This is a genomic window from Mesorhizobium sp. P2_F8 (assembly GCF_056403655.1).
This window is the reverse complement of record NZ_JBFUFB010000003.1, coordinates 617130-642417: the sequence shown is the minus strand read 5'-3', so window position 1 is coordinate 642417 and position 25288 is coordinate 617130. Positions and strand designations below refer to the sequence as shown.

The window sequence follows — 25288 nt, the reverse complement described above, 5'->3', positions numbered from 1 at the left end:
CCGCCGGTCCCGCCATCGCGTAGATTTCGCCGACAGTGGGGGAGGACTTATGGGCAAAGGCAGGGTCGAGGCATTCACCGATGGCGTCGTGGCCATCATCATCACCATCATGGTGCTCGAGCTGAAAGTGCCGCATGGCGAGGATGTTGCCGCCCTGTTGCCGTTGTGGCCGATCTTCTTCAGCTATGTGCTGTCCTTCATCAACGTCGGCATCTACTGGAACAATCTGCACAACATGTTCCACACCGTGCAGCGCGTCGACGGCCGCGTGCTGTGGGCGAACCTCAATCTTTTATTCTGGCTGTCGCTGATGCCGGTGACGACGGCCTTCATGGGCGAGAACCACTTCGCACCGGTGCCGGTCGCCGTCTACGGCATCGATCTCGTGCTATGCGCCGTCGCCTATACGATACTGGCCGCAGCACTGCATCGCCTGCATGGCAACGAGACCGCCTTTGCCAAGGCGCTGGGCAATGACCGCAAGGGCAAGATCTCGCTGAGCCTCTACATCGCAGGCGTCCTGCTGACCTTCGTCAGTCAGTGGATCGGCGTCGCGGTTTATGTGCTGGTTGCGATGATCTGGTTTGTGCCGGACAGGCGCTTCGCCCGGGTGATCGAAAAATAGCGCTTTTTGTCTGACGCGACTCCTAGGGAAAGCGCTACGTTCTTTTCCCGGGAAAACCGCCTCACACTTTTCCTGGAATTTCTCTACCTATGTCTTACGCAATTCCGGACGGAAAACCGTTTCACACTTTTCCTGGAATTGCTTCACTTTCGCATCGCCTTCAGCTTTTCCGCCACCGAGGCGGCAAGGTCGGCATAGCGCTCCTCCAGCCGTTCCGCCGCCTTGATGATCGAGAAATCATGGCCGAATTTCTCCAGTGCCATGCGCAGCTTCTCGACGAACTCGGCTTGTTTCTCCAGCGCGGAAAAGAGCGTTTTCACCTGCGCTTCGCTGATGTCGGGGTTGGCCAGCATCTGCGGCACCTCGCGGCTCATCTGATCGCCCGTGGCGGCCTGTTCCTTCAGAATTGCGACCCAGTCCGTCAATCAGGAAATCTCCATCTCTCACGGCAAAAGTCTCCTTTTGCCGAGGCAACATGCGCAGCCTCGGCCGGGCTGGTCAACCCAGGCCAATGCATGTCGCCCGAATGGGCGCAGTGGCTTTGGGACGACGACATGCATGAAAACAAGGCCCGAAGCGCGCCGCATAAATCCCTTCAAACCCAATGCGCTTTACGTGCGAGTGAGGCTTGCGCTGGCCCGTTCCAGCGCTAAGTTCTGCGCCATCGAAAGAAGGACCCCATAGCCCATGATCACCGACGCCGAAATCCAGACCGCCCTGCCCGCGCTTGGCCCGGGCAACACCGCCGTCATCACCGGCGCCGCCAGCGGTATTGGTCTTGCGGCCGCCAAGCGGCTTGCATTGATGGGCATGAAGATCGTGCTGGCAGACATCGGCAGCGCACGCCTTGACGACGCCTCCCGCGCCGTTTCCGCGATTGCGGGCGACGATGCCGTGCTTGCCGTTGCCGCCGACGTTTCGAACGCGGACGAAGTGGACCGTCTCGCCGAAAGAGCGTTCGGCGCCTTCGGCGACGTGTCGCTGCTGATGAACAATGCCGGCGTTGGCAACAACCCCGGAAAGCCCTGGGAAAACCGCGATGCTTGGAGGCGGCTTCTGGACATCAATTTCTGGGGCGTCGTGCATGGCGTCGAGGCCTTCGCGCCGCGCATGCTGGCCTCGGCCAAGCCCGGCCTGATCGTCAACACCGGCTCCAAGCAAGGCATCACCACGCCGCCCGGCAACCTTGCCTACAATGTCTCCAAGGCTGGCGTGAAGACCTACACGGAAGGCTTGGCACACGCGCTGCGCAACGAACCCGGCGCCCATCTCGCCGCCCATCTGCTGATCCCCGGCTTCACCTTTACCGGCCTCACCGAGGGCGCGACGGAAAAACCGGCTGGCGCCTGGAGCGGCGAACAGGTCATTGATTTCATGCTGGAATCCCTGACCAGGGGCGATTTCTACATCCTGTGCCCGGACAATGAGGCGGCGCGGCCGCTGGATGAAAAGCGCATGGCCTGGGCGATCGGCGACATCATCGAGAACCGTCCGGCCCTGTCGCGCTGGCATCCGGACTACAAGGAGAATTTCGCGGCGTTCATGAAGCAATGAGCATGACCGCACGGTTGATCCCGAACTAAACCGCGGACTCTTCAGGCCGCGTGCTTTTTCGGCCCTCGCTTCTGCGCCACGGCCTTCTTTGCCGCCATGGCGGCGATCTTCTCGTCATGCCGCCTGGCCGCACGCTCGCATTTGTCACGGATCTCCTCGACCTCCGATTCGGTCAGATGTTCGATGCCGATGAAGTTGTTGTGGCCCTCGCTGACGCGGATCAGCTCGTCGAGCTTGGCCTGGATCGCCGCGCCGTCGCGGTTCTGGGTGTTCTGGATGAGAAAGACCATCAGGAAGGTGATGATGGTCGTGCCGGTGTTGATGACGAGCTGCCAGGTGTCCGAAAAGCCGAAGAACGGCCCGGTCACTGCCCAGACGACGACGATCAGGCAGCAGGCGGCAAATGTCAGCGGCAGGCCGGTGACATGGGCGACCCAGTTGGCGATCTTGGTGAAAAGCTTTTCCATGTGTCGAAATCCCTCAACGCAGCGGCGCCATGAGAAACACCCAGCGACCGTTTCAGGTTCCGGCCGCAAACAAAATACATCCGGTGCAATTGGATACACGCATAAAGAGAACAAGGCGGAAAACACGCCTTATGGCTTCAATGCCACAATAGCGGCACAGGCAAGAGTGCTTGTTCCTTCCGCTACCCAGCGGGTTATCTCCAGCCCCTTTCGCCGCGCCACCCCCGCATGGCGGAAGGGGTTTCAGCCCGGTCAGATGGCGTCGTTTTCCCAGCGGTCGAGGAACGCCTCGATCGGCGATGCCTGCATGTCGGGAACTGCCCTGGCGAGCTTTTCGACCGGCCAGTCCCACCACGCGAGCGCTTCGATCCGAGCCGCGACAGTGGCCGGGAAGCGTGATCTGAGCGGTCTGGCCGGCACCCCGGCGACGATGGCGTAGGACGGTACGTCATGCGTCACCACCGCATTGGCGCCGATGACGGCGCCATTGCCGATGGTGACCCCGGGCATGATCACCGCGCCATGGCCGATCCAGACATCATGGCCGATGGTCACTGCTTTCGCCTGCCGCCGCTCGCGGAATGCGGCGTCGACGCCCAGCCAGCGAAAATACTCGTTCGGCCGGTAACTGACCTTGTGCTGGGTCAGCCGCTCGATGGGGTGCTCCAGCGCGTTGATGCGGCTGTTTGAAGCGATCGAACAGAATTTGCCGATCGTCGTGTAGATCGCTTCGGCGTGGCGCTCGAAATAGGAGAAGTCACCGACGGTCACTTCTCGGAGCACCACCCGCTCGCCGATCGAGGCATAACGGCCGAGCTTGCAGGCCTTCAGCTCCGCGGTGGGATGGATGCGCGGCTCGGAATCCTTCGGGACGAGATTTTCGGAACGGTCCATGCGGGCGGCTTTACCCCTAGGCGGTTGGTCCCGCAAGCGGGACCAACCGTCCGTAAGCTCGGTTCCAGCCGACCCACCTATTTCGGCTTGCCGCTGGTCCACACCACGTTCTGGCCGTAGAGCGGCACGGTGGTGACCGACATCTTGGCCGAGCCGTTCTGCACCTGGCGTGAATGCGACAGGTAGATCAGCGTCTCGTTGGCCTTGTCGTAGATGCGGTTCACCACCTGCTTCTTCCAGATCAGGCTGATGCCTTGCTTGAACACTTCTTCGCCGCCTTCGCTCATATCGATGTCGCCGATGGTGATTGGGCCGGTCTGGCGGCAGGAGATCGAGGAGTCGGACGGATCCTCGAACCAGTTGCCCTTATGCAGGCGGTCGATGATGCCGCGATCGAAATAGGCGACGTGACAGGTGACGCCCTCCACCTTCGGATCCTTGATCGCCTCGACGATGATGTCGTTGCCCAGCCAGTCGACACCGACCTTGCCGACTTCCTCGGCCACGGCCGTGCCAGCGCCAAGGACAACGCACGCGGCCAACGCGCCGCCGATCAGTTTCCGGCCAATCCGTGCTTGCAAGGGAGCCTCCTGCTTCGAGTTGCCGGTCACAGGTGGGGCGACCAACCCCGCTTTGCAAGCATATACGTCAACACCACTGCGGTTGCGGCAACGCGGCACTTTGCCTGGACGGGGTCGAACCGTTAAGACTGTCGTGCTGGCGCGGCCTTGGGCCGGCGCCCCGATGATTCTGCGGACGGACCTTACTGATGATGCGTTCTATTCTGGTCGGCATTCTCGTCCTGATGGCGGCCGGCATCGGCTGGCTGACCTTTGACTGGTACCGCGGCCACTATGGCGGCGAGCCCTTCGGCGCCGCCTTCACGCTGGTCGACCAGAAAGGCGCGCCGATCACCGAGGCCGCGTTCAGGGGCCAGCCCAGCGTCGTCTTCTTCGGCTTCACCCATTGCCCCGAAGTCTGCCCGACCACGCTGTTCGAACTGGCGGGCTGGCTGAAGACGCTCGGCGACGACGGCAAGAACCTGCATGCCTATTTCGTCTCGGTCGATCCGGAGCGCGACACGCCCGATGTGATGAACGCCTATGTCAGCAATTTCTCCGACCGCATCGTCGGCATCACCGGGGATCCGGACAAGGTCCATGCCATGGCCAAATCGTTCGGCATCTACTGGAAGAAAGTCGACACCGGCGACGGCGACTATACGATGGACCATACCGCCTCGGTGCTGCTGCTCAACGCCAAGGGCGACTTTGCCGGCACCATCGCCTATGGCGAAAGCGCTGACACGGCCGTCGCCAAGTTGAAGCGACTGGCCGAGGGCGCATGATCCCGAACCGAAGGACCGCGTCAGCGAAAAGTGGGAACCGGTTTTCGGACAAGATCATGCTCGAGCAAGACACATAATCGATGACCCAGACGCGGCTTCATTTCATTACCGGAAAGCTCGAATCCATCAGCATTTTCGCGGCTTTCGAGGCGGCCTTCGAGGATGAAGGCCTGCCGATCGCCGTGCTGGAGGTCGACGAGGATCGCGACATCTACGAAGTGTCGCTCTATGCCGATGGCGACGTCGATGCCGTCGAGGCGCGGGCCAAGGACATCCTTGCCGGCCTTTCCATTGCTAAGCCGATCGGCCGCGAGGCCCTGCCCGACATCGACTGGGTGGCGCGCTCGCTGGAAGGCTTGAAGCCGGTGCGCGCCGGCCGTTTCTTCGTCCACGGCGCACATGACCGCAGGAAGCGCCACAGCGGCGAACTCGCCATCGAGATCGAGGCGGGCCTTGCCTTCGGCACCGGCCACCACGGTACCACCGCCGGCTGCCTCGAAATGCTGGAAAAGGTCATGCGCCGTGAGCGCCCGCGCAAAGCGCTCGACCTCGGCACCGGCAGCGCGGTGCTGGCCATCGCCGTCGCCAAGCTGGCGCACATTCCGGTGCTGGCCACCGACATCGACCCGGTGGCGGTCAGAGTGGCCGCCGCCAATGCGCGGCTCAACCACGTCAAGGCGCTGGTGGAGACGGTGACCGCGCCGGGCTTTCACCATCCGATCTTTGGCAAGCGCGCGCCCTTTGATCTCATCGTCGCCAACATATTGGCGCGGCCGCTGATGCGGCTTGCACCGCAAATGGCCGATCACATCGCGTTGGGCGGCTCGGTCGTGCTGTCAGGCATCCTCGAGCGCCAGCGCGACGCCGTCGTCTCGGCCTATGTCGGCCAGAACTTCCGCCACGTGCGCACCTTGCACCGCGAGGGCTGGGTGACGATCCACCTCAAGCATTGAGGCCGACACGCCGGCAACGACCCAGCTTGGACCAAGCCCGGCCGGTTGTCAGTCAAGCGATGCTGTAGCAGGTTGCGCCAGCCGGAAATCGATTCCGATTTTCAAGCCCGTGCGCTACGGTCGCGCGGAATTCAGGGAGGCCACGATGTTCCAGACCTTCGATTCCGCGGGCGATGCCGCAGTCGGCAAGCCGCGCGTCGCACTGCTGCGCCAGTGGCTAGCCGCCAACGGGCTGGACGGCTTCATCGTGCCGCGCGCCGACGAACATCAGGGCGAGTATGTCGCCGATCGCTCGGCGCGGCTGAAATGGCTGACCGGTTTCAGTGGCTCGGCCGGTGTCGCCATCGTGCTGCGCGACCGCGCCTTCGCCTTTGTCGACGGGCGCTACACCCTGCAGGTGCGCCACGAGGTCGATCTCAACATCTTTTCGATCGAAAGCCTGGTCGACAACCCGCCAGCCGCCTGGCTCAGGGACAATCTGGGCAAGGGCGCACGGCTCGGATTTGACCCGTGGCTGCACACCATCAGTGAGGTCAAGGCACTGCAGGCCTCGGCCGACAAGACCGGCGCTGTGCTGGTGCCGCTCGACAAGAACCCGATCGACATCATCTGGAAGGACCAGCCCGAGGCGCCGGTGGCGCCGGTCGAGCTCCACCCGATCGGCTTTGCCGGCGAACTCGCCAAGGACAAGCTGGCGCGGTTGGCAACGGCGATCGCCAAGGACGGCGCCACCCATGCGGTGCTGACCGACCCCTCCTCCATCGCCTGGGCCTTCAACATCCGTGGCGGTGACGTGCCGCATACACCGCTGGCGCTCGGCTTCGCCATCCTCGCAGCCGACGGATCGCATCAGCTGTTCATGGACGGGCGCAAATTCTCGCGCCAGGTCGAGGCCTATCTCACGCAGCTCGCCGAGCCGCATGAGCCCGGCGAATTCGAAGCGGCGATCGTGGCCCTTGCCAAGGGTGGCGCGAAGATCGCGCTCGACCCGGTGCTGGCGGCCGACAGGCTGCGCATGCTGGTCGAAGACAATGGCGGCACGGTGGTTGCCGCAGCCGACCCCGCCCGCATTCCGCGCGCCACCAAGAACCAGGCCGAGATCAACGGTTCCCGCGCCGCGCATCGGCGCGATGGCGCTGCAGTAGCGAAGCTTTTGTGCTGGCTGGAGCGCCAGAAACCCGGCTCGCTCGACGAGATCGCCGTGGTGACCAGGCTGGAAGAGACGCGCCGGCAGACCGGCGAGGAAACCCAGATGCCACTGCGCGACATCTCTTTCGACACCATTTCCGGCGCCGGCCCGAACGGCGCCATCATGCATTACCGCGTGTCGCGCGCCACCAGCCGCAAGCTGCAGGCCGGCGAGTTGTTCCTGCTCGATTCCGGCGGCCAGTATCAGGACGGCACCACCGACATCACCCGCACGGTGCCGATCGGCCAGCCGACCGAGGAAATGCGCGAACGATTCACGCTGGTGCTGAAAGGCATGATCGGCATTTCGACGCTGCGTTTCCCCGCCGGCACGCGCGGCTCGGAAATCGACGCCGTCGCCCGCATGGCGCTGTGGAAGCACGGCTGCGACTTCGCCCACGGCACCGGCCACGGCGTCGGCTCGTACCTGGCCGTGCATGAGGGGCCTCAGCGCATTGCCCGCACCGGCACCGAAAAGCTGCTCGAAGGCATGATGCTGTCCAACGAGCCCGGCTACTACAAGGAAGGCTCCTACGGCATCCGCATCGAGAACCTGATCCTGGTGACGCCGGCGGAACAGGTCGAGGGCGGCGACATCGCCATGCACGGCTTCGAGACGCTGACGCTGGCGCCGATCGACATCCGCCTGGTGCGCACCGATCTGCTGACGCGCGACGAGCTGCACTGGCTCGACGCCTACCATGCCCGCGTGCTGGCTGAGATCGGACCGATGCTAGACGGCGAAACGTTGGCCTGGCTGGAAAAGGCCACCGCGCCGCTGCCGCACGATGCGAAGATTTAGGGACTGGTCTTGGAAAGCTGGCGCCACCCCTCATCTGCCTGCCGGCATCTTCTTCCCGTATAGTGACGGGGAGAAGGGGCCGTTGCGACCTCGGCGCCCTTTTCTGCAACGCTGGCGATTGGCGAAACCCTCGATGGCAGCGTCTTTCTCCCCGTCTCTATACGGGGAGAATTGCCCGGCAGGGCAATGAGGGGCGGCGCCAACCGTACGAAAAGGACCGCGCGGCAGAATTCCTACCCGACGAACTGCCGCGCCAGTATCAGCACCGCCGCGCCGGCGAGAAACATCGACATCAGCCCGCCGCGCAGCGAAACCACGGCGGTGACAACCAGTGCTGCCCATTCCGCCGGTCCCGCGTTCAACAGCTCCGGCGCGACCAGGGTCGTCAGCACCGCCGCCGGCACGGCATTGAGGCCGGCCTCGACGCGCGGATGGATGTTCTCGAAACGGGAGATGACCAGATGCCCGCCGATGCGCGTCAGGTAGGTCGCGATCGCACCAGCGATGATGATCCAGAATGTCGTGCTCATGGCCGTGCCTTCACGCCGCTGTGATGAGGTGGCAGGATGACGGCGAGCAGCACGCCGGCAACCGCGCCGATCGAGACGTGCCAGGGCGAGCCGACGGTCTTGTAGGCGATGATCGAGGCAGCGGTGCTGGCAATGACCACCGGCAGCCACAGCGGCCGCTGGCGAAAACCCAGGACAAGACCGAGAAAATAGATCGGCAGCAGGAAATCGATGCCCAGCGCATGCGTGTCGGGGATCAGCTTGCCAAACACCGCGCCAAGCGCACTTTCGATCACCCAGAACACATAGACCGGAAGACCGAGCCCGAGATACCAGGCGAAGCCGACCGTCTGGCCGGATTGCGCCCTCGCCTCGGCCACCGCGAACTGCGGATCGGTGAGGATGAAATAGCCGAGCGCCTGGCTGATGACAGGCCAGTGCGCGATGCGCCGGCCGATGCCGGCGGAATAGAGCACATGGCGGAAGTTGACGGCGAAGATCGACAGCACGATCAGCCACGGCGCCACGTGTTGGCCGAACAGCTGGATGCCGACCATCTGGCTGGCGCCGCCATAGACCAGCGCGCTCATCAGGAAGGCCTCGAGGACCGACAAGCCATTGTCGACGGCAAGCGCCCCGAACAGCACCGCGAACGGCGCCGACGCCACGACGACAGGCATCGAGAGCCGCACGCCCTGCCAGAAATCGCTCCTTGCGCCACTCTCGGAGATTGCGTCCGTCGCCATCAATCACTCCCTTGCGAAGGGCGGTATGTAGGTGGCGCAGCCCGGTCTGTCACACGAATTTGCTTGAGCCAAATGATCAGCGGAAATGATCGTCGTGATGCTTGTCGAAGGCTAGGCGGCGAGGGCTTTGCCCTCGATCGCCCTGCCCCAGTCGAGAAGCGGCCTGGCGCGCAAGGTGAAATCGATGAGTTCGTCGACCAGCGCCGCCGTATGGATCCCCGCCGGGTCGATAACGTGCTGGACGACAAAATGCCGGTTGCGAATGGCCTCGACCAGATCGGGTTCGCTGATCTGCTCGAAACTGCGTGGCGTACGCTTCATGCGGCCTTCCGTCTCAAGCTCAAGGCCGTTCTTCTTCAGCGCCTTTACCATGGCGCGGAACTTGTCAGGCTGCGTCGCGATGGCTTTGCGCATAGCCAGCAGCAGTTCCGGCTCCGGCTGCCACCAGGCAACGTCGGCAAAGCAACCCTCAAGCCCGACATGAACGTAGAACACGCCGTGCGCCATCTTGGTGCCATCGGGCGACAGGATCGCCGACAGGTGCCGGTTGTAAGGCCGCTTGTCCTTGGCGAAGCGCACGTCGCGGTTGATACGGAACAGCGACTTCTTGCGATCGCCGCGCAGGCCGAGCCCAGCTTGCGTGAAACGCTCCGTGAGCGTTTCGACCAGATCGCCGAAGGGGTCGCGCAACTCCTTCTCGAACAGGTCGCGGTTTTCCAGGAACCACTCCCGGCTCTGATGGAAATCCAGTGCCTTCAGGAACGGAATGGCCTTCGGCCCGAAACCCTTGAATGCACCTTCCATCACGCCTTGCCGATCCGCACCAGCCAGGCGTCCTCGTCGATCACTTCGACGCCGAGCTCGCTGGCAAGCTTGAGCTTGGAGCCGGCGCCCGGCCCGGCGACCACCAGATCCGTCTTCGCCGAAACAGAACCCGCAACCTTCGCGCCGAGGCGTTCGGCCATTGCCTTGGCTTCGGGGCGGGTCATCTTTTCCAGCGTGCCTGTGAACACGATCGTCTTGCCGGCCACCGCGCTGTCGGCCGAGATGGTCACGATATACGGCTTCGGCTTGACCTGTTTGAGCAGTGCGTCCAGCACGTCGTCGTTGCGCTCATTGCCAAAAAAATCGCGAAGTGCATCGATGACCGTGTCGCCGATGCCGTTGACCGATGGGAAAACGCTGTGCGGATCGTCGGCCGCCGCTGTCTCCTTGCCGACGCGGATCAGTTCCTCGATAGTCGAGAAGGTTTTGGCAAGCACTGCGGCCGTGGTTTCGCCGATATGGCGGATGCCGAGCGCGAAGATGAAGCGGTCCAGTTCCGGTTCGCGGCGCGAGTCGATGGCAGCAAACAGTTTGTCGAGGCCTTCGTAATTGCGATCCTCGACGCTGCGCACATTCTTGCGCGTCTTGCCCGATGCCGCCTCTCGCTGCCTGGCCTGCTCCTCACGCCGCTCGGCCAACGCCTTGGTGACGGCCGGACGGCGATCCCTGAGCGTGAAGATATCGGCGGCTGTCTTGATCAATCCCGCATTGAAGAAAGTGTCTATGTTCTCGGCGCCCAGGCCTTCGATGTCCAAGGCACCGCGTGACACGAAGTGCCGCAATCCTTCCACGGCCTGCGCGGGGCAGATCAGTTCGCCGGTGCAACGGCGGCGGGAATCTTCCTTGCCTGTCTTCTCGTTGATTTCGCGCGTCGCGGGCGAGCCGCAGATCGGACAGGTGTGCGGGAATTGGTATGGCACGGCGTCGGGCGGACGCTTGTCGATGACGACGCTGACGATCTGTGGAATGACATCCCCTGCCCGCTGGATCACCACCGTATCGCCGATGCGCACGTCGATGCCGTCCCTTATCGGCTGGCCCGTGCTGTCCAGGCCCTTGATGTAGTCCTCATTGTGCAGCGTGACGTTTTCGACCACGACGCCGCCGACCGTGACCGGCGCCAGCCGCGCAACCGGCGCCAGCGTGCCGGTGCGGCCGACCTGGATGTCGATCTTCTGCACGGTCGTCATCGCCTGTTCGGCGGGGAATTTATGCGCAACGGCCCAGCGCGGCTCGCCAGTGACGAAACCCCATCTGCGCTGCAACTCCAACTGGTCGACCTTGTAGACGACGCCGTCAATGTCGTAGCCCAACGAGGAGCGCTGCTCCTCGATCCGATGATAATGCGCGATCAGCTCATCGGCCGACTTCGCCCGCACCATCAGCGGACTGATTGCGAAACCCCAATCTTTGAACTTCTGCACGGCGCCGTACTGGGTCGAAGCGGGATCCTCAGACGTATAGCCCCAGGCATAGGCGAAGAATTTGAGGTTTCGGCTGGCGGTGACAGATGGATCCTTCTGGCGCAGGGAACCGGCCGCCGTGTTGCGAGGATTGACGTAGTCCTGTCCGCCAACCGCCGCCGAGCGTTGCTTCAGCGCCTCGAATTCCGCGTAGGTCATATAGACCTCGCCGCGTATCTCGATGATTTCGGGCCAGCCCGAACCCTTCAGCTTCGCGGGGATGTCGGCGATCGTCCTGAGATTGGCGGTGATGTCCTCGCCGACGGCACCGTCGCCACGCGTTGCGCCCTGCACGAACACGCCGCTTTCATAGCGCAGCGAAGCCGACAAACCGTCGATCTTCGGCTCGGCCGTGAAGGCGATGTCGAGATCCTTGTCGCGATCGAAGAACCGCCGGCCGCGTTCGATGAAGTCGGCGACATCCTCGTCGGTATAGGCCTTGGCGAGGCTGAGCATGGGCACCGCATGGCGCACCTTGGCGAAGCCTTCCGCCGGCGCCGCACCGACCCTGCGCGACGGTGAATCCTCGCGCACCAGCGCTGGAAAGCGCTGCTCGATGGCAAGGTTGCGCCGTGTCAGCGCATCATATTCCGCATCGGAGATTACCGGCGCGTCCTCGGTATGGTAGCGCCGGTCGTGCTCGGCGATCTCTTCCGCCAGGCGCCTCAGCTCGGCTTCGGCTTCGCTGTCTGTCAGGGCATCGACTGGTTTTTCAGACATGGTTTCAGACCCGGCTCATCAATGTATGCCGCCCAAAAGTGCGCAGCGGTTTTGGGACAACGACACACATAGCAACAAAGACCCAGAACACGTCGCGCAAATCCGATTCGGCGCGACGCGCTTTGGCGGTCCGCGACCATAGATCAGCTTTCGGATTCAAGGGAGCAAAATTCTAATAAAACCGCGCCGAAACAGCGGGATGGCGCCACAAGCTGACTCTGTTGCGAAGCCGGGATTTTTGCCAGCCTGGCGAACCGTGCATCGTCAGGACGCGGCGGTGTTCTCGCGCAGCAGCCGCTCGGCGGCAGCGCGCGCCTCGTCGGTGATGGTGGCGCCGGCCAGCATGCGCGCGATCTCTTCCTGCCGCGCCGGCCGGTCCATCTCGGCAATGCCGGTCGCGACCCGGTCGGTGCTGCCCGATTTGGAGATCAGGAAATGCGTCGCGGCGCGCGCCGCGACCTGCGGCGCATGCGTGACCGACAGCACCTGAACGCGCTTCGACAGCCGCGCCAGCCGCTGGCCGATGGCATCCGCCACAGCGCCACCCACGCCGGTGTCGATTTCATCAAAAACCAGCGTCGGCGCCGAGCCACGGTCGGCCAGCGCCACCTTGAGCGCCAACAGGAAGCGAGAAAGCTCGCCGCCGGAAGCGACCTTCATCATCGGCCCGGGCCGTGTGCCTGGATTGGTGCGCACCCAGAATTCGATCTGGTCGATGCCTTCTTCCATGCGGCTCTCGGCCTCGCTCTTCATCTCGACGATGAAGGCGGCGCGTTCGAGCTTCAGTGCCGGCAATTCGGCCATGACCGCCTTGGTCAGGCCGACTGCTGCCGCATGACGCAGCGAGGACAACTGTGCGGCGGCAATGTCATAGGTCTCGCGCGCCGCGGCCGCCTGCTTTTCGAGCCCATGCAAGCGTTCCTCGCCGGCATCGAGATCGGCGAGATCGGCCGACATCGTGTCGCGCAATTGCGCCAGGTCGTCGACGGCGACAGTGTGCTTGCGCGAAGCGGCGCGCAGCGAAAACAACCGCTCCTCGGCCTTCTCGAGCCGCTGTGGATCATATTCGGTGGCGCGCAGCGCGGCCTCGACGCCCGATTGCGCGGCGTCGAGCGACAGCATTGCCTCGTCGAGCGACTTGACCACGTCATCGAGCAGGCCCGGCGCTTCCGTCACCTTGCGCTGCAGCCGTCTGAGCAGGCTCGCCAGTTGCGGCAAGGGCGAGGACGGACCGGACAGCACATCTTGCGCGTCATGGATTTCGGAAGCGATCTTTTCCGCCCGCATCATCGAAGCGCGCAGCTCTGCGAGATCGGTCTCCTCGCCCGGCTGCGGATCGAGCTTCGTCAGTTCCGCCACCGCCGCACGCAGATAGTCGGCCTCGCGCGCGGCCGCCGCCACCTTGGCGCTGTGACGCGACAGCTCGTGCTCGCAGGCGCGCCAGTGCCGCCACGCCTCGCCGGTCGAGCGGACAGCGCCGAGATGGCCGCTGAAAGCGTCAAGCACATCGCGGTGTGCGCCGGGATCGACCAGAGCGCGTTCGTCGTGCTGGCCGTGGATCTCGACCAGCGCGCGGCCGACATCGCGCATCAGCGTGACGCTCGAAGGCTGGTCGTTGACGAAGACGCGGGTGCGGCCATCCGCCGTCTGGAGGCGGCGCAGGATGATATCCCCGTCATCGTCGATGGCGTTTTCGGCAAGCAGTGTGCGGGCTGGATGGTTGCGCGGCACGTCGAAGACGGCGATCACCTGGCCCTGCGCCGCGCCATGGCGCACCAGCGACGCGTCGCCGCGCGCGCCGAGCGCCAGCGACAGGGCATCGAGCAGGATGGATTTGCCGGCGCCGGTTTCGCCGGTCAGCACGGAAAGACCTGGCTGGAAGTCGATATCCAGCTTCTCGATCAGGACGATATCGCGGATCGACAGTCTGGAAAGCATCAGAACCCGGACCTATTGCATGTCGCCCAAAAGTGGACCCGGTTTTGGGATAACGACATGCACAAAGACAAAAGACCTAAAGCGCGATGCGCTTTAGAGCGGCACGCGACCATCTGGAGTCGCAGCGCCGCACTATCTTTTTGTTTGGGCACCGGATCAATCCGAAAAAGCGTTGTGTACGCTTCGGTCCAATGCTCTGGGGTCAGGCGCCGCCGGTGATCATCTTCCCGGCCTTGGATATCCATGAGCCGGCATTCTCGCGCGGCGCAAGCCCATTGCTCTGCAGCAGCTTGTAAGAATCCTTGTACCACGAACTGTCGGGGTAGTTGGTGCCGAGCACCGCGGCGGCGGTCTGTGCCTCCGAGGTCAGGCCCATCGCGTAGTAGCTTTCGGTCAGGCGGGCGAGCGCTTCCTCGACATGGCGTGTGTTGGAATAGTTCTCCACCACGGTGCGGAAGCGCTTGACGGCGGCGATGTATTCGCGGCGCTCGAGATAATAGCGGCCGATCTGCATTTCCTTGCCGGCCAGCTGGTCGTTGGCGAAGCGCATCTTTTCCTTGGCGTCATCGACATATTCCGATGTCGGCCAACGCGTCACCAAGTCCTGCATCGTCTGAAGGGTCTGGCGCGCTTCCTTCTGGTCCTGCGTCACGTCCTTGATCTGGCGGTAGTAGCTCAAGCCGATGATGTACTGCGCGTAAGCGGCGTCGTCAGTCGACGGATAGAGCGTGAGGTAGCGTTTGGCCGAGCCGATCGCCTCGTCGTAGTTGCCCTGGCGATAGTCGGCGAAAGCGCCCATCACCATCGATTTGCGGGCGAATTCCGAATAGGGATGCTGGCGGTCGACGGCATCGAATTTGCGGCTCGCCTCCTGCAGGCGTCCGGCATTCAGATTGGCAAGGCCTTGATTGTAGAGAACATCGGCCGGCTCGGTCTGGTCGACATAGGTCGACAGGTCGATATCTTTCTCCGACGACATGCAGGCCGACAGGAAGAGCGATGGAACAACCACCGAAAGCGCCAGGAAAACAGCCCGCTGCGGCGCTTTCGATTGACCAACTCGCTTGAAGAACATGATTGGATTCCGCCCTTTCGGCGTTATTTCAATGCGTGTTGCATGCCGTGGTCCCAAACTTGATCCCCACTTTTGAGCGACATGCCCTAATCGACGGCAGAGCCATAAACCATAACCGCCTTGCCCGGCAACGCTATCGCCGGCCAATCGCACATTTTTGTGGCAGCCGGACCCTGCTTGAAAATCAGTGCAATTTCACCAACAGGTGGTGCATTTGTGCAACACCTCTATCTGCCAGGAATCCGAAAAAAGTTAAGTAAATCAGATCATCCAAGGCGCGTAGAGCGGCGCGTTGACGGCATTCATCTCGGCGCTGCGGCCGCGCTCGCGGCGAGTCGTCTCGACGATCTCGAATGCCGTGCGATCCGACAGCAGGCGGCGCAGCGCGGCGGCATTCATCCTGTGGCCGCCGCGATAGGAGCGGAAGCAGCCGATGAAACGGGCGCCGGCCAGCGCCAGGTCGCCCATGGCGTCAAGGGTCTTGTGGCGGACGAATTCGTTGGGATAACGCAGGCCACCCATGTTGATGACGCGGTTGTCGTCACCGATCACCAGCGAATTCTCCAGCGAGGAGCCGAGCGCATAGCCGGCGGCCCACAGCCGCTCGACATCCTTCATGAAGCCGAAGGTGCGGGCGCGTGCGAGGTCGCGCCGGAAAATATCGGCGTTGAGGTCGGACGCGAACAGCTGACGGCCGATCGCCGGGCTTTCGAAGTCGATCTCGATCTCGAAACGGGTGCCGTCGTAAGGCTTGAACTCTGCCCACGAGGCACCGTTCTCGATGCGGACCGGCTTGATGACTCGAATATAGCGCCGCTTGACCGACAGCGTCTCGACGCCGGCCTGGTCGATGGCTTCGACGAACGCCGTGGCGCTGCCGTCGAAGATGGGAACCTCGGACCCGTCGATCTCGATGGCGACATTGTCGATGCCGAGCCCGAACAGCGCCGCCATGATGTGCTCTACCGTGGCGATGTGCTCGCCAGCGGGATCACCAAGCATGGTGCACAGGTCTGTGGCGCCGACTTCGGAAACCAGGGCGCGAACCTCGCGGCCCTGCTCTGCGCCGTTGAAAAGCTGGAACACGATGCCGGTATCGGCATCTGCCGGCACGAAGCTGATGGAAACTTCCTTGCCGCTGTGGACGCCGGTGCCGGTAAGCGACGCGCGCGTCTTCACTGTCGTCTGATAGTCGTGCAAGACAATCCCCATAAGCCCGTAATGCCTAAGGTCCGCTTCTCCAGCCCGAGGGCGCGGCTCTTGTTGAAATCGGCAGGCAGGGCGACTTCCCCCGAAATCCTGACAAACCGACTATGGTGGCCGGAAGATAATGTCGCGGGTGGGAGACTCCAAATCACGGTTTCTTACTCTTTGTAACCGCGAGCCGGATCCAGTTGAGCTTGATAAACCATTGAAATCTCATGATTTTAAACATTAACAGGCAAGCAATTTCTTGCTTGCCTGTTAACAATTCTTAAAGCCCGTTTACCGATCAGTTGGCCTGGCGGCGCAGGAACGCCGGAATCTCCAGCTGATCATCGTCCTGAGTCGCCCTCACCTGCGGCGTCAGGCGGCCCTGCTCGTCGAGCTGACCGCGGCGCGGTGCGTAGAGCTGCGCATCCTGGCTGGCAAGACGGCGCACCTCAGGCGCTGCCTGGCGCAGCTTGGGTTCGCGCGGCTGCGCCGGCTGCAGCCGTGCAGGCTCTTCCTCGCGACGGGTCAGGCCGTTCGTCAGGCGCTTCAGCAGGCCCATCGGTCCGCTGCTGTTCTCGTGGTCGGCCGGGCGGTTCTTGGCATCCACCTCGGCCTTGACGACCGGCGGAAAGTCCTCGACGCGCGGCATCCGCTGCGGCGCCATGGCAACCGGTTGCGGCGCTTCACGCAGCATTTCGCGTGGCTGCGGGGCCGGGTGTGCCACGGGCTGCGGCATCGGCTGTGCTGGCGGTGCCTGGAAGATCTTGCTCTGCGGGCGGAAATCCTCCGCATGGGCAACGGGAGCCGGACGAGCCTGCGCCATCGCCGCTGCATTTGCTTCCGCCAGCTGGATGGCTTCGGCGACCGGGTCGACGGCGCGCGGTTCGTAAGCTGCCTGCTGGACCGGCGCCGGTCGGCTTTCCACCGCGGCAACGGCCGGGCGGACCGGCTTCTGCGGAGCGGTGCGGATCGAGATCGGCGCTGCGGCGATTTCCGCCGCCGACTTGTCGATACCCGTGGCAACCACCGAGACGCGGATGACCCCTTCGAGCTCTTCGTCGAAGGTGGCGCCTAGGATGATGTTGGCATCCTGGTCGACTTCCTCGCGGATGCGGGTCGCCGCTTCGTCAACCTCGAACAGGGTCAGGTCGCGGCCGCCGGTGATCGAGATCAGCAGGCCCTTGGCGCCCTTCATCGAGGTCTCGTCGAGCAGCGGGTTGGCAATGGCAGCCTCGGCTGCGGCCATCGCACGGCCCTCGCCCGAAGCCTCGCCGGTGCCCATCATAGCCTTGCCCATCTCGCGCATGACCGAACGCACGTCGGCGAAGTCGAGGTTGATCAGGCCTTCCTTGACCATCAGGTCGGTGATGCAGGCAACACCGGAATAGAGCACCTGGTCGGCCATGGCGAAGGCGTCGGCGAAGGTCGTCTTGTCATTGGCCAGCCGGAACAGGTTCTGGTTGGGGATGACGATCAGCGTATCGACGCATTTCTGCAGCTCTTCGATGCCAAAATCCGCGGTCTTCATGCGGCGCTGGCCTTCGAAATGGAACGGCTTGGTGACGACGCCGACGGTGAGGATGCCCTTTTCGCGTGCGGCACGCGCCACGACTGGAGCCGCACCCGTGCCGGTGCCGCCGCCCATGCCCGCGGTGACGAAGCACATATGGGTGTTGGACAGATGATCGATGATCTCGTCGATGCATTCCTCCGCCGCCGCGCGGCCGACTTCCGGCTGCGATCCGGCGCCAAGGCCTTCGGTGACATGCGCGCCGAGCTGGATCAGCCGATCGGCCTTCGACATGGTCAGCGCCTGAGCGTCGGTGTTGGCCACCACGAACTCGACACCGCGCAGACCGGCGGTGATCATGTTGTTGACGGCATTGCCGCCGCCGCCGCCGACACCGAACACGGTGATCCGCGGCTTAAGCTCGGTGATGTCCGGCTTCTGCAGATTGATCGTCATTGTCTCCGTCCTTTGCCTTTCACGCCGCTTCGCCGCCGCGGCCGCCTATGGGGCTGTCCCCGTCAATTAGAAACTGTCTCTCAACCACTGACTCATGCGATGCAGTTTTCCACCCGTTCCAGTCATTCTGAGACCGGAAATTCCTTTCGCCGGATGGCTCTCGAAGCTCGCCATCTGCGGATAGATCAGAAGCCCCACCGCAGCCGAGAAGGCCGGTCCCTTTGCCGCTTCCGGCAGGCCGGCCACGCCAAGCGGGCGACCGATGCGCACATTGCGTCCGAGGATCCGGCGCGCCGCCTCCGGCAGGCCGGCAAGCTGGCTGGCGCCGCCGGTCAAGACGACGCGCTTGCCCACCGCATTGCCGTAGCCGGACTTGTTCAGCCGGTCGCGCAGCAGTTCGAGCGTCTCGTCGATGCGCGCGCGCACGATGCGCGTCATCACCGAGCGCGGGATCTGCAGGGGCACGTCGCCATCGTCGCCGATCGGTTGGATCGAGACCAGGTCGCGGTCGTCGGCGCTGCCCGGCAATGCCGAGCCATGCATCACCTTCAGCCGCTCGGCCGCGTCGAGCGAGGTCGACAGGCCCTTGGCCATGTCCAGCGTGACATGGTTGCCGCCGATTGCGATGGCGTCGCCATGGACGAACTTGCCGTCCGAAAACACCGAGATTGTCGTCGTGCCGCCGCCCATGTCGATGCAGGCGGCGCCCATTTCCAGTTCGTCATCGACCAGGGCGGCCAGCCCGCTGGCATAGGGCGTCGCCACCATGCGCTCGACCGACAGGTGCGACCGGTTGATGGAAAGCTCCAGGTTGCGCATCGGCGCGGCGTCACCGGTCAAGACATGCATGTCGACGCCAAGTGCGTCGCCGACCATGCCGCGCGGATCGCGCACGCCGCGCTCGGCATCGAGCGAAAAGCCGACCGGGAGCGAATGGATCACCTCGCGCTCGGCCTTCAGCGCCTGCTTGGCGCCGGCGCCGAGAACGCGCTTGATATCGGCCTCGTCGGCCTCGTGGCCGCCAAGGTTGATGGTGGCCGAGAAGGCTTCGCTCTTCAGCCGGCCGGCGGTCATGTTGACGATCAGCGAATCGACCGTCAGCCCAGCCATGCGCTCGGCCGCGTCGACGGAAAGACGAATGGCATGCTCGGCGCGGTCGAGGTCGACGACGACTCCCGACTTCACGCCTTGCGACTTCTGATGGCCAATGCCGATCACCTGGATCCGGTGCGAGCGGCCGCGCAACAGCTTGCCGTCTTCGCTCGGCTTCAGCTTGGCCACCATGCAGCAGACCTTGCTCGAACCGACATCCAGCACCGTCAGGGTGCCGGACCGGCGCGACGCGGCGTCGCCATGACCGCCAAGCCAGCTCATATCTTCGTCTCCGGCTTGCGCTTCAGGCTTTTGGGTTTTTCGTTGAGGGCGGCTTCGCGCTGCGTCGCCGCCTCGGGCGTCAACTGCACGACCAGCCTGTCCGTCAGGCGCATGTCGATGGCGGCGATATCGCGCGACAACAGCCCCTTGTCCTGGTCCATCTTGACAAGTTCGGCGATCGCCTGATCCTCGCCATCCTCGGGAAGCTTGACGGTGATGCCGTTGTCCAACTTCAGGTCCCAGCGCCGCTCACCAACGCGGACATAGCCTTTGATCCGGGTCGCGAGTTCAGGATATTTTTCGACCTTGACCAGGAAGTCCGGCGCCTTGGCCGGCGCACCGACGCCGATCAGCAAAGGCAGAAGCACCTGCTTCCCGCCGGAGAACGGCGCAATCACGGCGCCATTCTTCTCGATAACAGAGAGCTCATCGCCCTGCTGCCAGAGAGCGAAGGGCAAGCGCTCCTCGACGCGCACTTCCAGCGTGTGCGGATAGACCTTGCGCACCGCGGCGACCTCGATCCAGGGCAAGGTAGCAATGCGCTCCCGCGCGGCCTCGGCATCGAAACCGATCAGCGAGGTCCAGCCGTCGAGCTCAAGTCTGTCGAGAATGTCGATCTCGGAGGTCTGGCGATTGCCGACCACCTTGACCTGATCGACGGCAAAGCCGGTGCGGGCAGTGACGCTTTGGACGATGCCGTCGACATGGCCGCCGAGATAGGCGCCATAGGCACTGCTCGAGACAAGCAGCACGGCAGACATCATGGCCGCAGAGAAGCGCGGCGCCTGGAATTCACCCACGCCCAGGCGCGCAAGAACGCGCACCGGGCGGCGAAGCACACGCGGCAGCACGAAATGGCCTGATGACAACGGCAGGCCGAACAGCGCCGGCCCGGCCGCGCCCTTCCCCTTGCCTTGTCCCCATTTCAACGCAGACACGAAGCGTCCTCCACCATCCAACTCAACAAATCGCCAAACGAATGCCCGGCCTGGGCGGCGATTTCAGGCACCAAGGACGTCGGCGTCATACCCGGCTGGGTGTTGACCTCGAGCCAGACAACCTCGCCGTTTTCGGAATGCCGATCGTCATAACGGAAGTCCGACCGGGAAACGCCCCGACAGCCGATCGCTTGATGAGCCTTGAGCGCCAGTGTTTGTATTTTTTGGTAAATATTCGGTGAAACTTTTGCGGGGCATTCGTGTTTTGACCCCCCCGCGACATATTTTGAATCATAGTCGTAGAAGGAATGGCCGGTCGGGATGATCTCGCAGACCCCCAGAGCGACATCGCCCATTACGGCGCAGGTCAGCTCGCGGCCATGGATGTAGCGTTCGACCATGACGGTATCGCCATACTTCCATTCGGACGAGCCGATGACCTGCGGCGGATGCGACTGCCCCTCGTGCACGATAACGACGCCGAAGCTCGACCCCTCATTGACGGGCTTGACCACGTAGGGCGGCTTCATCGGGTGCTTGTTCTGGATGGCGAAGCGGCTGGCGACCTTCGATTCGGCGACAGGGACACCGACCGATCTGGCAACCCGCTTGGCCTGCTCCTTGTTCATGGCCAGCGCCGAAGCGAGCACGCCGGAATGCGTATAGGGGACACCGAGATATTCGAGGATACCCTGGATGGTACCATCCTCGCCAAACGGACCATGCAGCGCATTGAACGCGACATCCGGCCGAAGTTCGGCAAGCACCGAGCCGACATCGCGTCCGACATCGACGCGCGTGACCTGGTAGCCTTCCTTCTCGAGCTCATCGGCACAAGCCTTTCCCGAGGACAGGGACACGGGCCGCTCGGACGAGAAACCTCCCAGCAGGACGGCCACATGCTTGCTTTTCATTCCCCCGTCATCCCCTCTCACCGCGGACCAAAAACCAAGATTTCCGCAACATTGAGTCCGAGTCTCCCGGCAGGTTGCCCCCCCAGACGGAAAACGCTGAACGCGTCGAACGACTCAAATCAGGAAACGCTTTGGAGCAGAGAATCAGAGAGTTGATTCACTGGCAAGTACTTACGATTCCGAGAGATTCACTTTCTGAGAAAATGGGTGCGAAAACCGCGCCGTTGAGTCTTTGCGGCAACGGTCGCGAGCCATTTTCGGCCCCATTGAAGTTCATGCATCACGTGAACTTCAACACCCACTATAGAAGTTGCCCGAGAAACTCCTGCACGGCATGCCCCGGCCGGAAATTGCCGATGCGCTTGATTTCCCATTGCAGCCGGATGCCCGAATTTTCCAGCACCCGCGTTCGCACCGTCTCGCCGAGATATTCGAGGTCGTAGCCGGTCGCGGTTCCCGTATTGATCATGAAGTTGCAATGCAGCGGCGACATCTGGGCACCGCCGATCATCAGGCCGCGGCAGCCCGCCTTGTCGATCTCCTTCCAGGCTGACGTGCCTTCGGGATTTTTGAAGGTCGAGCCGCCGGTCTTTTCGCGGATCGGCTGCACGGTCTCGCGATGGTTCTGCACCGCGTCCATCGCCGCCTTGATCGCTGCCTTGTCCTCGGCAAACCCCTCGAACAAAGCCGAGGTGAAGATCAGCCCGGAAGGTGCCGCCGAATGGCGGTAGGCGTAGCCCATGTCGGCATTGCTCAGCGTTTGCACATTGCCCTTGCGGTCGAGCGCACGCACCTCGACGACGCGTTCGCGCGTCTCGACGCCGTTGGCGCCGGCGTTCATCCGCAGCGCGCCGCCAATGGCGCCCGGAATGCCGTGATAGAAATGAAAGCCGCCAATACCAGCTTCGAGCGCCACGGCGGCAACGCGCTTGTCGGGCGTGGCCGCGCCCGCCTTGATCGTGGTCGGCGAAACAATTTCTGCCTCACCAAACCCTTTAGCCGAAAGCCGGATGACAAAACCCGGAATGCCGCCGTCACGAACCAGAAGGTTCGAGCCGACGCCGACGACGGTCAGCGGTATTTCCTCGGGAACGGCTTTGAGGAAGGCGGCCAGGTCCTCCTCGTCGGCCGGCTGGAACAGCACTTCGGCCAGCCCCCCCGCGCGAAACCAGGTGATCTTGTCCATCTCGGCATTCGGCGTAAGGCGGCCACGCAGGCCGGCAAGCCGGTCACCAAGTCTGTCGATCAGGGCCTGGCCATACATCATGAGACCGTCCCGCCAAGCTCCTTGGGCAACGCATAAGCCCATTGGGTGATGTTGCCGGCGCCGAGGAAGACGACGAAGTCCCCGGGTTTGGCCAGATCGCGGATGATCGGCGCAATTGCCGCCGGACCTTCGATGTAGCGTGCGTCGCGATGGCCGCCGGCGCGGATGCGCGACACCAGTGCATCGGATGTCACGCCTTCGATCGGTTCTTCACCGGCCGCGTAGACCGGCGCCACCATCACCGTGTCGGCGTCGTTGAAACAGGTGGAAAACTCGTTGAACAGGTCGTGCAGCCGGGTGAAGCGATGCGGCTGGGCAATGGCGATGACGCGGCCCTTGGTGGCGCTGCGCGCCGCCTTCAGCACAGCCGAGATCTCGACCGGATGATGGCCGTAATCGTCGAACACATCGACGCCGTTCCATGAACCGGTATGAGTGAAGCGGCGTTTGACGCCGGCGAAGGACGACAGGCCCTTCTTGATCGCCTCGGCGGACAGGCCAAGTTCATGCGCGACAGCGATCGCCGCCGTCGCGTTGGAGACGTTGTGGCGACCGGGCATCGGCAGGCGCAGGCCGGCGATCGTCGTCTGGCCACCGCTCTTGCGGTTGCGGATCACCACGTCGAATTCCGAAATGGCACCCGTCATGCGGTGGTTGGTGAAGCGCACGTCGGCCTGCGCGTTCTCGCCATAGGTGATGACGCGGCGGTCCTCGATGCGGCCGACCAGGGCCTGCACTTCCGGGTGATCGGTGCACATCACGCCGAAGCCGTAGAACGGCACGTTCTCGACGAACTGGCGGAACGCCTCGCGCACCTTGTCGAAGCTGCCATAGTGGTCGAGATGCTCAGGATCGATGTTGGTGACGACGGCGATTTCGGCCGGCAGCTTGAGGAATGTGCCGTCGCTCTCGTCGGCCTCGACCACCATCCATTCGCCATCGCCCATGCGCGCATTGGTGCCATAGGCGTTGATGATGCCGCCATTGATGACAGTCGGATCGAGCCCGCCGGCTTCGAGCAAGGTCGCCACCATCGAGGTCGTCGTCGTCTTGCCATGCGTGCCGCCAATCGCCACCGCCTGGCGAAAACGCATCAGCTCGGCCAGCATCTCGGCACGGCGCACGATCGGCAGCAGCTTCTCGCGCGCGGCCTTCAGTTCGGGGTTTGTTTTCTTGATCGCCGTCGAGACGACGACAACCTCGGCATCGCCGAGATTTTCGGCCTGGTGCCCGACGAAGCATTCGATGCCCTTGTCGCGCAGCCGCTGCACATTGGCGCTGTCGGCCTGGTCGGACCCCTGCACCTTGTAGCCGAGATTGTGCAGCACTTCAGCGATGCCGCTCATGCCGATGCCGCCAATACCGATGAAATGCACAAGGCCGATGGTCTGCGGCATCTTCATGCGTGCGTCCCCTTCCTGAAGTCTGAAACGGTTTTTTGGGACGCAATAGCCTCTGTCAGATCGGCGAGCAACTGTGCCGCGTCGGGCCGGCCGGCCGATTTCGCTCCCGCCGCCATGGCCTCCAGCCGCTCGGGGCTGTCCATCAGCCCGCCGATGAGGGCCGCGATGCGCTCGGGCGAAAGCGAGGATTGCGGATGCACTTCGCCACCGCCAGCGGCGGCAAGGGCCGCCGCGTTCGCCGCCTGGTCGTGGTCGAGCGCATAGGGATATGGCACCAGCAGCGCCGGCCGGCCGATGACGGCGATCTCCGAAACGGTCGAGGCGCCGGAGCGCGAGACCACCAGATGCGCCGCCGCTATGCGCTGCGCCATGTCGGTGAAGAAGGGTGAGACTTCGACATTGACGCCAAGTGCGGCATAGGCCGCCTTCACCCGCGCCACGTCATCGGCGCGCGCCTGCTGTGTGATCAGCAACCGCTTGCGCTGCGCATCGGAAAGCAGCGCGACGGCCGCCGGCACCGCGTCCGAAAAGAACTGGGCGCCCTGGCTGCCGCCGAACACCAACAGCCTGAACGGCTGCTCCCCGGTCGATGCCGCATAAGGCGTCTTGGCCGCTTCCAGCACGGGAGGCCGGACCGGATTGCCTGTCGTCACCGTCTTGGCGCCGGCCGCACTCGCGTCCTGTGGCAGGAAGCCGCCGGCGATGGCGTCGACACGCCCGGCCAGCGCCCGGTTGGCGCGCCCCATCACTGCGTTCTGCTCATGGATCAGCGTCGGCACCTTGCGCCGTGTCGCCGCATAGAGCGGCGGCAAGGTCGGGTAGCCGCCAAAGCCGACGACCGCATCCGGCTTGATCCTGGCGATGACCGCGGAGGCCTGGCGCACTCCGCGCCAGATTTTCCAGAAGGCACCAAGCAGGGCGATGGGATTCTTCGAGCCCATTGTCGCCGACTGGATCGGATGGATGGCGGCCGCCGGGAAATGGGCAGCGAACCGCTCGGCGCGGTCGTCGGTGGCCAGATGCACCGTCCAGCCGCGCTCGTTCAGCTCATGCGCCAGCGCCTCGGCCGGAAACAGATGCCCGCCGGTTCCACCTGCCGCGAGAAGGATGACGCCTCTCGCCATA

Annotated in this window: 23 protein-coding genes; 5 read left to right on the top strand and 18 right to left on the bottom strand. The window is 63.5% G+C overall.

The window, feature by feature from the left end; all coding sequences use genetic code 11:
* The first annotated feature begins 49 nt into the window (after window positions 1–49).
* Complete coding sequence (locus tag AC1DZP_RS10420) at window positions 50–625, top strand: TMEM175 family protein (protein WP_477302067.1); 576 nt, start codon at window positions 50–52, stop codon at window positions 623–625.
* A 143-nt stretch (window positions 626–768) separates the two neighbouring features.
* Here the strand turns inward: AC1DZP_RS10420 and AC1DZP_RS10415 are convergent, their stop codons facing one another.
* Window positions 769–1050, bottom strand: a complete 282-nt coding sequence (locus tag AC1DZP_RS10415; RefSeq protein ID WP_477302065.1) for a hypothetical protein — start codon at window positions 1048–1050, stop codon at window positions 769–771.
* A gap of 262 nt (window positions 1051–1312) precedes the next feature.
* Here AC1DZP_RS10415 and AC1DZP_RS10410 point away from each other — a divergent pair, with 262 nt between their 5' ends.
* On the top strand, window positions 1313–2179 hold the full coding sequence (locus AC1DZP_RS10410; protein WP_477302063.1) for an SDR family NAD(P)-dependent oxidoreductase: 867 nt from the start codon (window positions 1313–1315) through the stop codon (window positions 2177–2179).
* 41 nt (window positions 2180–2220) lie between these two features.
* On the opposite strand, the gene AC1DZP_RS10405 is transcribed toward AC1DZP_RS10410, so the two are convergent.
* From AC1DZP_RS10405 to AC1DZP_RS10395, 3 genes are all read right to left on the bottom strand, one after another.
* Window positions 2221–2646 (bottom strand): low affinity iron permease family protein, encoded by a 426-nt coding sequence (locus AC1DZP_RS10405; protein ID WP_457151469.1) that lies wholly within the window; start codon window positions 2644–2646, stop codon window positions 2221–2223.
* Between the two features lie 252 nt (window positions 2647–2898).
* Window positions 2899–3540 (bottom strand): DapH/DapD/GlmU-related protein, encoded by a 642-nt coding sequence (locus tag AC1DZP_RS10400; protein WP_477302061.1) that lies wholly within the window; start codon window positions 3538–3540, stop codon window positions 2899–2901.
* Window positions 3541–3617: 77 nt separating this feature from the next.
* The gene (locus AC1DZP_RS10395) at window positions 3618–4121 is read right to left on the bottom strand and encodes a CreA family protein (RefSeq protein WP_477302059.1); all 504 of its coding nucleotides are present in this window, start codon (window positions 4119–4121) and stop codon (window positions 3618–3620) included.
* Window positions 4122–4309: 188 nt separating this feature from the next.
* Here AC1DZP_RS10395 and AC1DZP_RS10390 point away from each other — a divergent pair, with 188 nt between their 5' ends.
* The 3 genes from AC1DZP_RS10390 to AC1DZP_RS10380 all read left to right on the top strand — a co-directional run bounded on the left by AC1DZP_RS10390 (window position 4310) and on the right by AC1DZP_RS10380 (window position 7831).
* Entirely contained in the window at window positions 4310–4888 is a 579-nt protein-coding gene (locus AC1DZP_RS10390; RefSeq protein ID WP_457151472.1) for an SCO family protein, read from the top strand.
* An 80-nt stretch (window positions 4889–4968) separates the two neighbouring features.
* Window positions 4969–5841 (top strand): 50S ribosomal protein L11 methyltransferase, encoded by an 873-nt coding sequence (locus tag AC1DZP_RS10385; protein WP_477302057.1) that lies wholly within the window; start codon window positions 4969–4971, stop codon window positions 5839–5841.
* A 145-nt stretch (window positions 5842–5986) separates the two neighbouring features.
* Window positions 5987–7831 (top strand): aminopeptidase P family protein, encoded by a 1845-nt coding sequence (locus AC1DZP_RS10380; RefSeq protein ID WP_477302055.1) that lies wholly within the window; start codon window positions 5987–5989, stop codon window positions 7829–7831.
* A 233-nt stretch (window positions 7832–8064) separates the two neighbouring features.
* Here AC1DZP_RS10380 and AC1DZP_RS10375 read toward each other — a convergent pair whose 3' ends face one another.
* The 14 genes from AC1DZP_RS10375 to murG all read right to left on the bottom strand — a co-directional run bounded on the left by AC1DZP_RS10375 (window position 8065) and on the right by murG (window position 25287).
* Entirely contained in the window at window positions 8065–8361 is a 297-nt protein-coding gene (locus AC1DZP_RS10375) for an AzlD family protein (protein ID WP_184874906.1), read from the bottom strand.
* Window positions 8358–9086 (bottom strand): AzlC family ABC transporter permease, encoded by a 729-nt coding sequence (locus tag AC1DZP_RS10370; RefSeq protein WP_477302053.1) that lies wholly within the window; start codon window positions 9084–9086, stop codon window positions 8358–8360. Before AC1DZP_RS10370 ends, AC1DZP_RS10375 begins: the two co-directional genes overlap by 4 nt.
* A gap of 111 nt (window positions 9087–9197) precedes the next feature.
* Window positions 9198–9890, bottom strand: a complete 693-nt coding sequence (locus AC1DZP_RS10365) for a DUF2461 domain-containing protein (RefSeq protein WP_477302225.1) — start codon at window positions 9888–9890, stop codon at window positions 9198–9200.
* Complete coding sequence (ligA, locus tag AC1DZP_RS10360; RefSeq protein WP_477302051.1) at window positions 9890–12094, bottom strand: NAD-dependent DNA ligase LigA; 2205 nt, start codon at window positions 12092–12094, stop codon at window positions 9890–9892. Before ligA ends, AC1DZP_RS10365 begins: the two co-directional genes overlap by 1 nt.
* Before the next feature lie 264 nt (window positions 12095–12358).
* The gene (gene recN, locus AC1DZP_RS10355; protein WP_477302049.1) at window positions 12359–14032 is read right to left on the bottom strand and encodes a DNA repair protein RecN; all 1674 of its coding nucleotides are present in this window, start codon (window positions 14030–14032) and stop codon (window positions 12359–12361) included.
* Between the two features lie 202 nt (window positions 14033–14234).
* Window positions 14235–15107, bottom strand: a complete 873-nt coding sequence (locus tag AC1DZP_RS10350) for an outer membrane protein assembly factor BamD (RefSeq protein WP_095086961.1) — start codon at window positions 15105–15107, stop codon at window positions 14235–14237.
* A 261-nt stretch (window positions 15108–15368) separates the two neighbouring features.
* The gene (gene lpxC, locus AC1DZP_RS10345) at window positions 15369–16319 is read right to left on the bottom strand and encodes a UDP-3-O-acyl-N-acetylglucosamine deacetylase (protein ID WP_477302047.1); all 951 of its coding nucleotides are present in this window, start codon (window positions 16317–16319) and stop codon (window positions 15369–15371) included.
* Between the two features lie 280 nt (window positions 16320–16599).
* Entirely contained in the window at window positions 16600–18267 is a 1668-nt protein-coding gene (gene ftsZ / locus AC1DZP_RS10340; protein WP_477302045.1) for a cell division protein FtsZ, read from the bottom strand.
* A gap of 66 nt (window positions 18268–18333) precedes the next feature.
* The gene (ftsA, locus tag AC1DZP_RS10335; protein ID WP_477302043.1) at window positions 18334–19641 is read right to left on the bottom strand and encodes a cell division protein FtsA; all 1308 of its coding nucleotides are present in this window, start codon (window positions 19639–19641) and stop codon (window positions 18334–18336) included.
* On the bottom strand, window positions 19638–20579 hold the full coding sequence (locus tag AC1DZP_RS10330; RefSeq protein WP_477302041.1) for a cell division protein FtsQ/DivIB: 942 nt from the start codon (window positions 20577–20579) through the stop codon (window positions 19638–19640). Before AC1DZP_RS10330 ends, ftsA begins: the two co-directional genes overlap by 4 nt.
* The gene (locus AC1DZP_RS10325; protein ID WP_095086947.1) at window positions 20567–21493 is read right to left on the bottom strand and encodes a D-alanine--D-alanine ligase; all 927 of its coding nucleotides are present in this window, start codon (window positions 21491–21493) and stop codon (window positions 20567–20569) included. Before AC1DZP_RS10325 ends, AC1DZP_RS10330 begins: the two co-directional genes overlap by 13 nt.
* A gap of 301 nt (window positions 21494–21794) precedes the next feature.
* Window positions 21795–22760, bottom strand: coding sequence for a UDP-N-acetylmuramate dehydrogenase (gene murB, locus AC1DZP_RS10320; RefSeq protein ID WP_477302039.1), 966 nt, complete (start codon window positions 22758–22760; stop codon window positions 21795–21797).
* Window positions 22757–24163 carry a UDP-N-acetylmuramate--L-alanine ligase gene (murC, locus tag AC1DZP_RS10315; RefSeq protein WP_477302037.1) on the bottom strand — a complete coding sequence of 469 codons (1407 nt, stop codon included), beginning with the start codon at window positions 24161–24163 and terminating at the stop codon, window positions 22757–22759. The genes murB and murC overlap by 4 nt, the downstream gene beginning before the upstream one ends.
* Window positions 24160–25287 carry an undecaprenyldiphospho-muramoylpentapeptide beta-N-acetylglucosaminyltransferase gene (murG, locus tag AC1DZP_RS10310; RefSeq protein WP_477302035.1) on the bottom strand — a complete coding sequence of 376 codons (1128 nt, stop codon included), beginning with the start codon at window positions 25285–25287 and terminating at the stop codon, window positions 24160–24162. Before murG ends, murC begins: the two co-directional genes overlap by 4 nt.
* Between the last annotated feature and the right edge of the window lies 1 nt (window position 25288).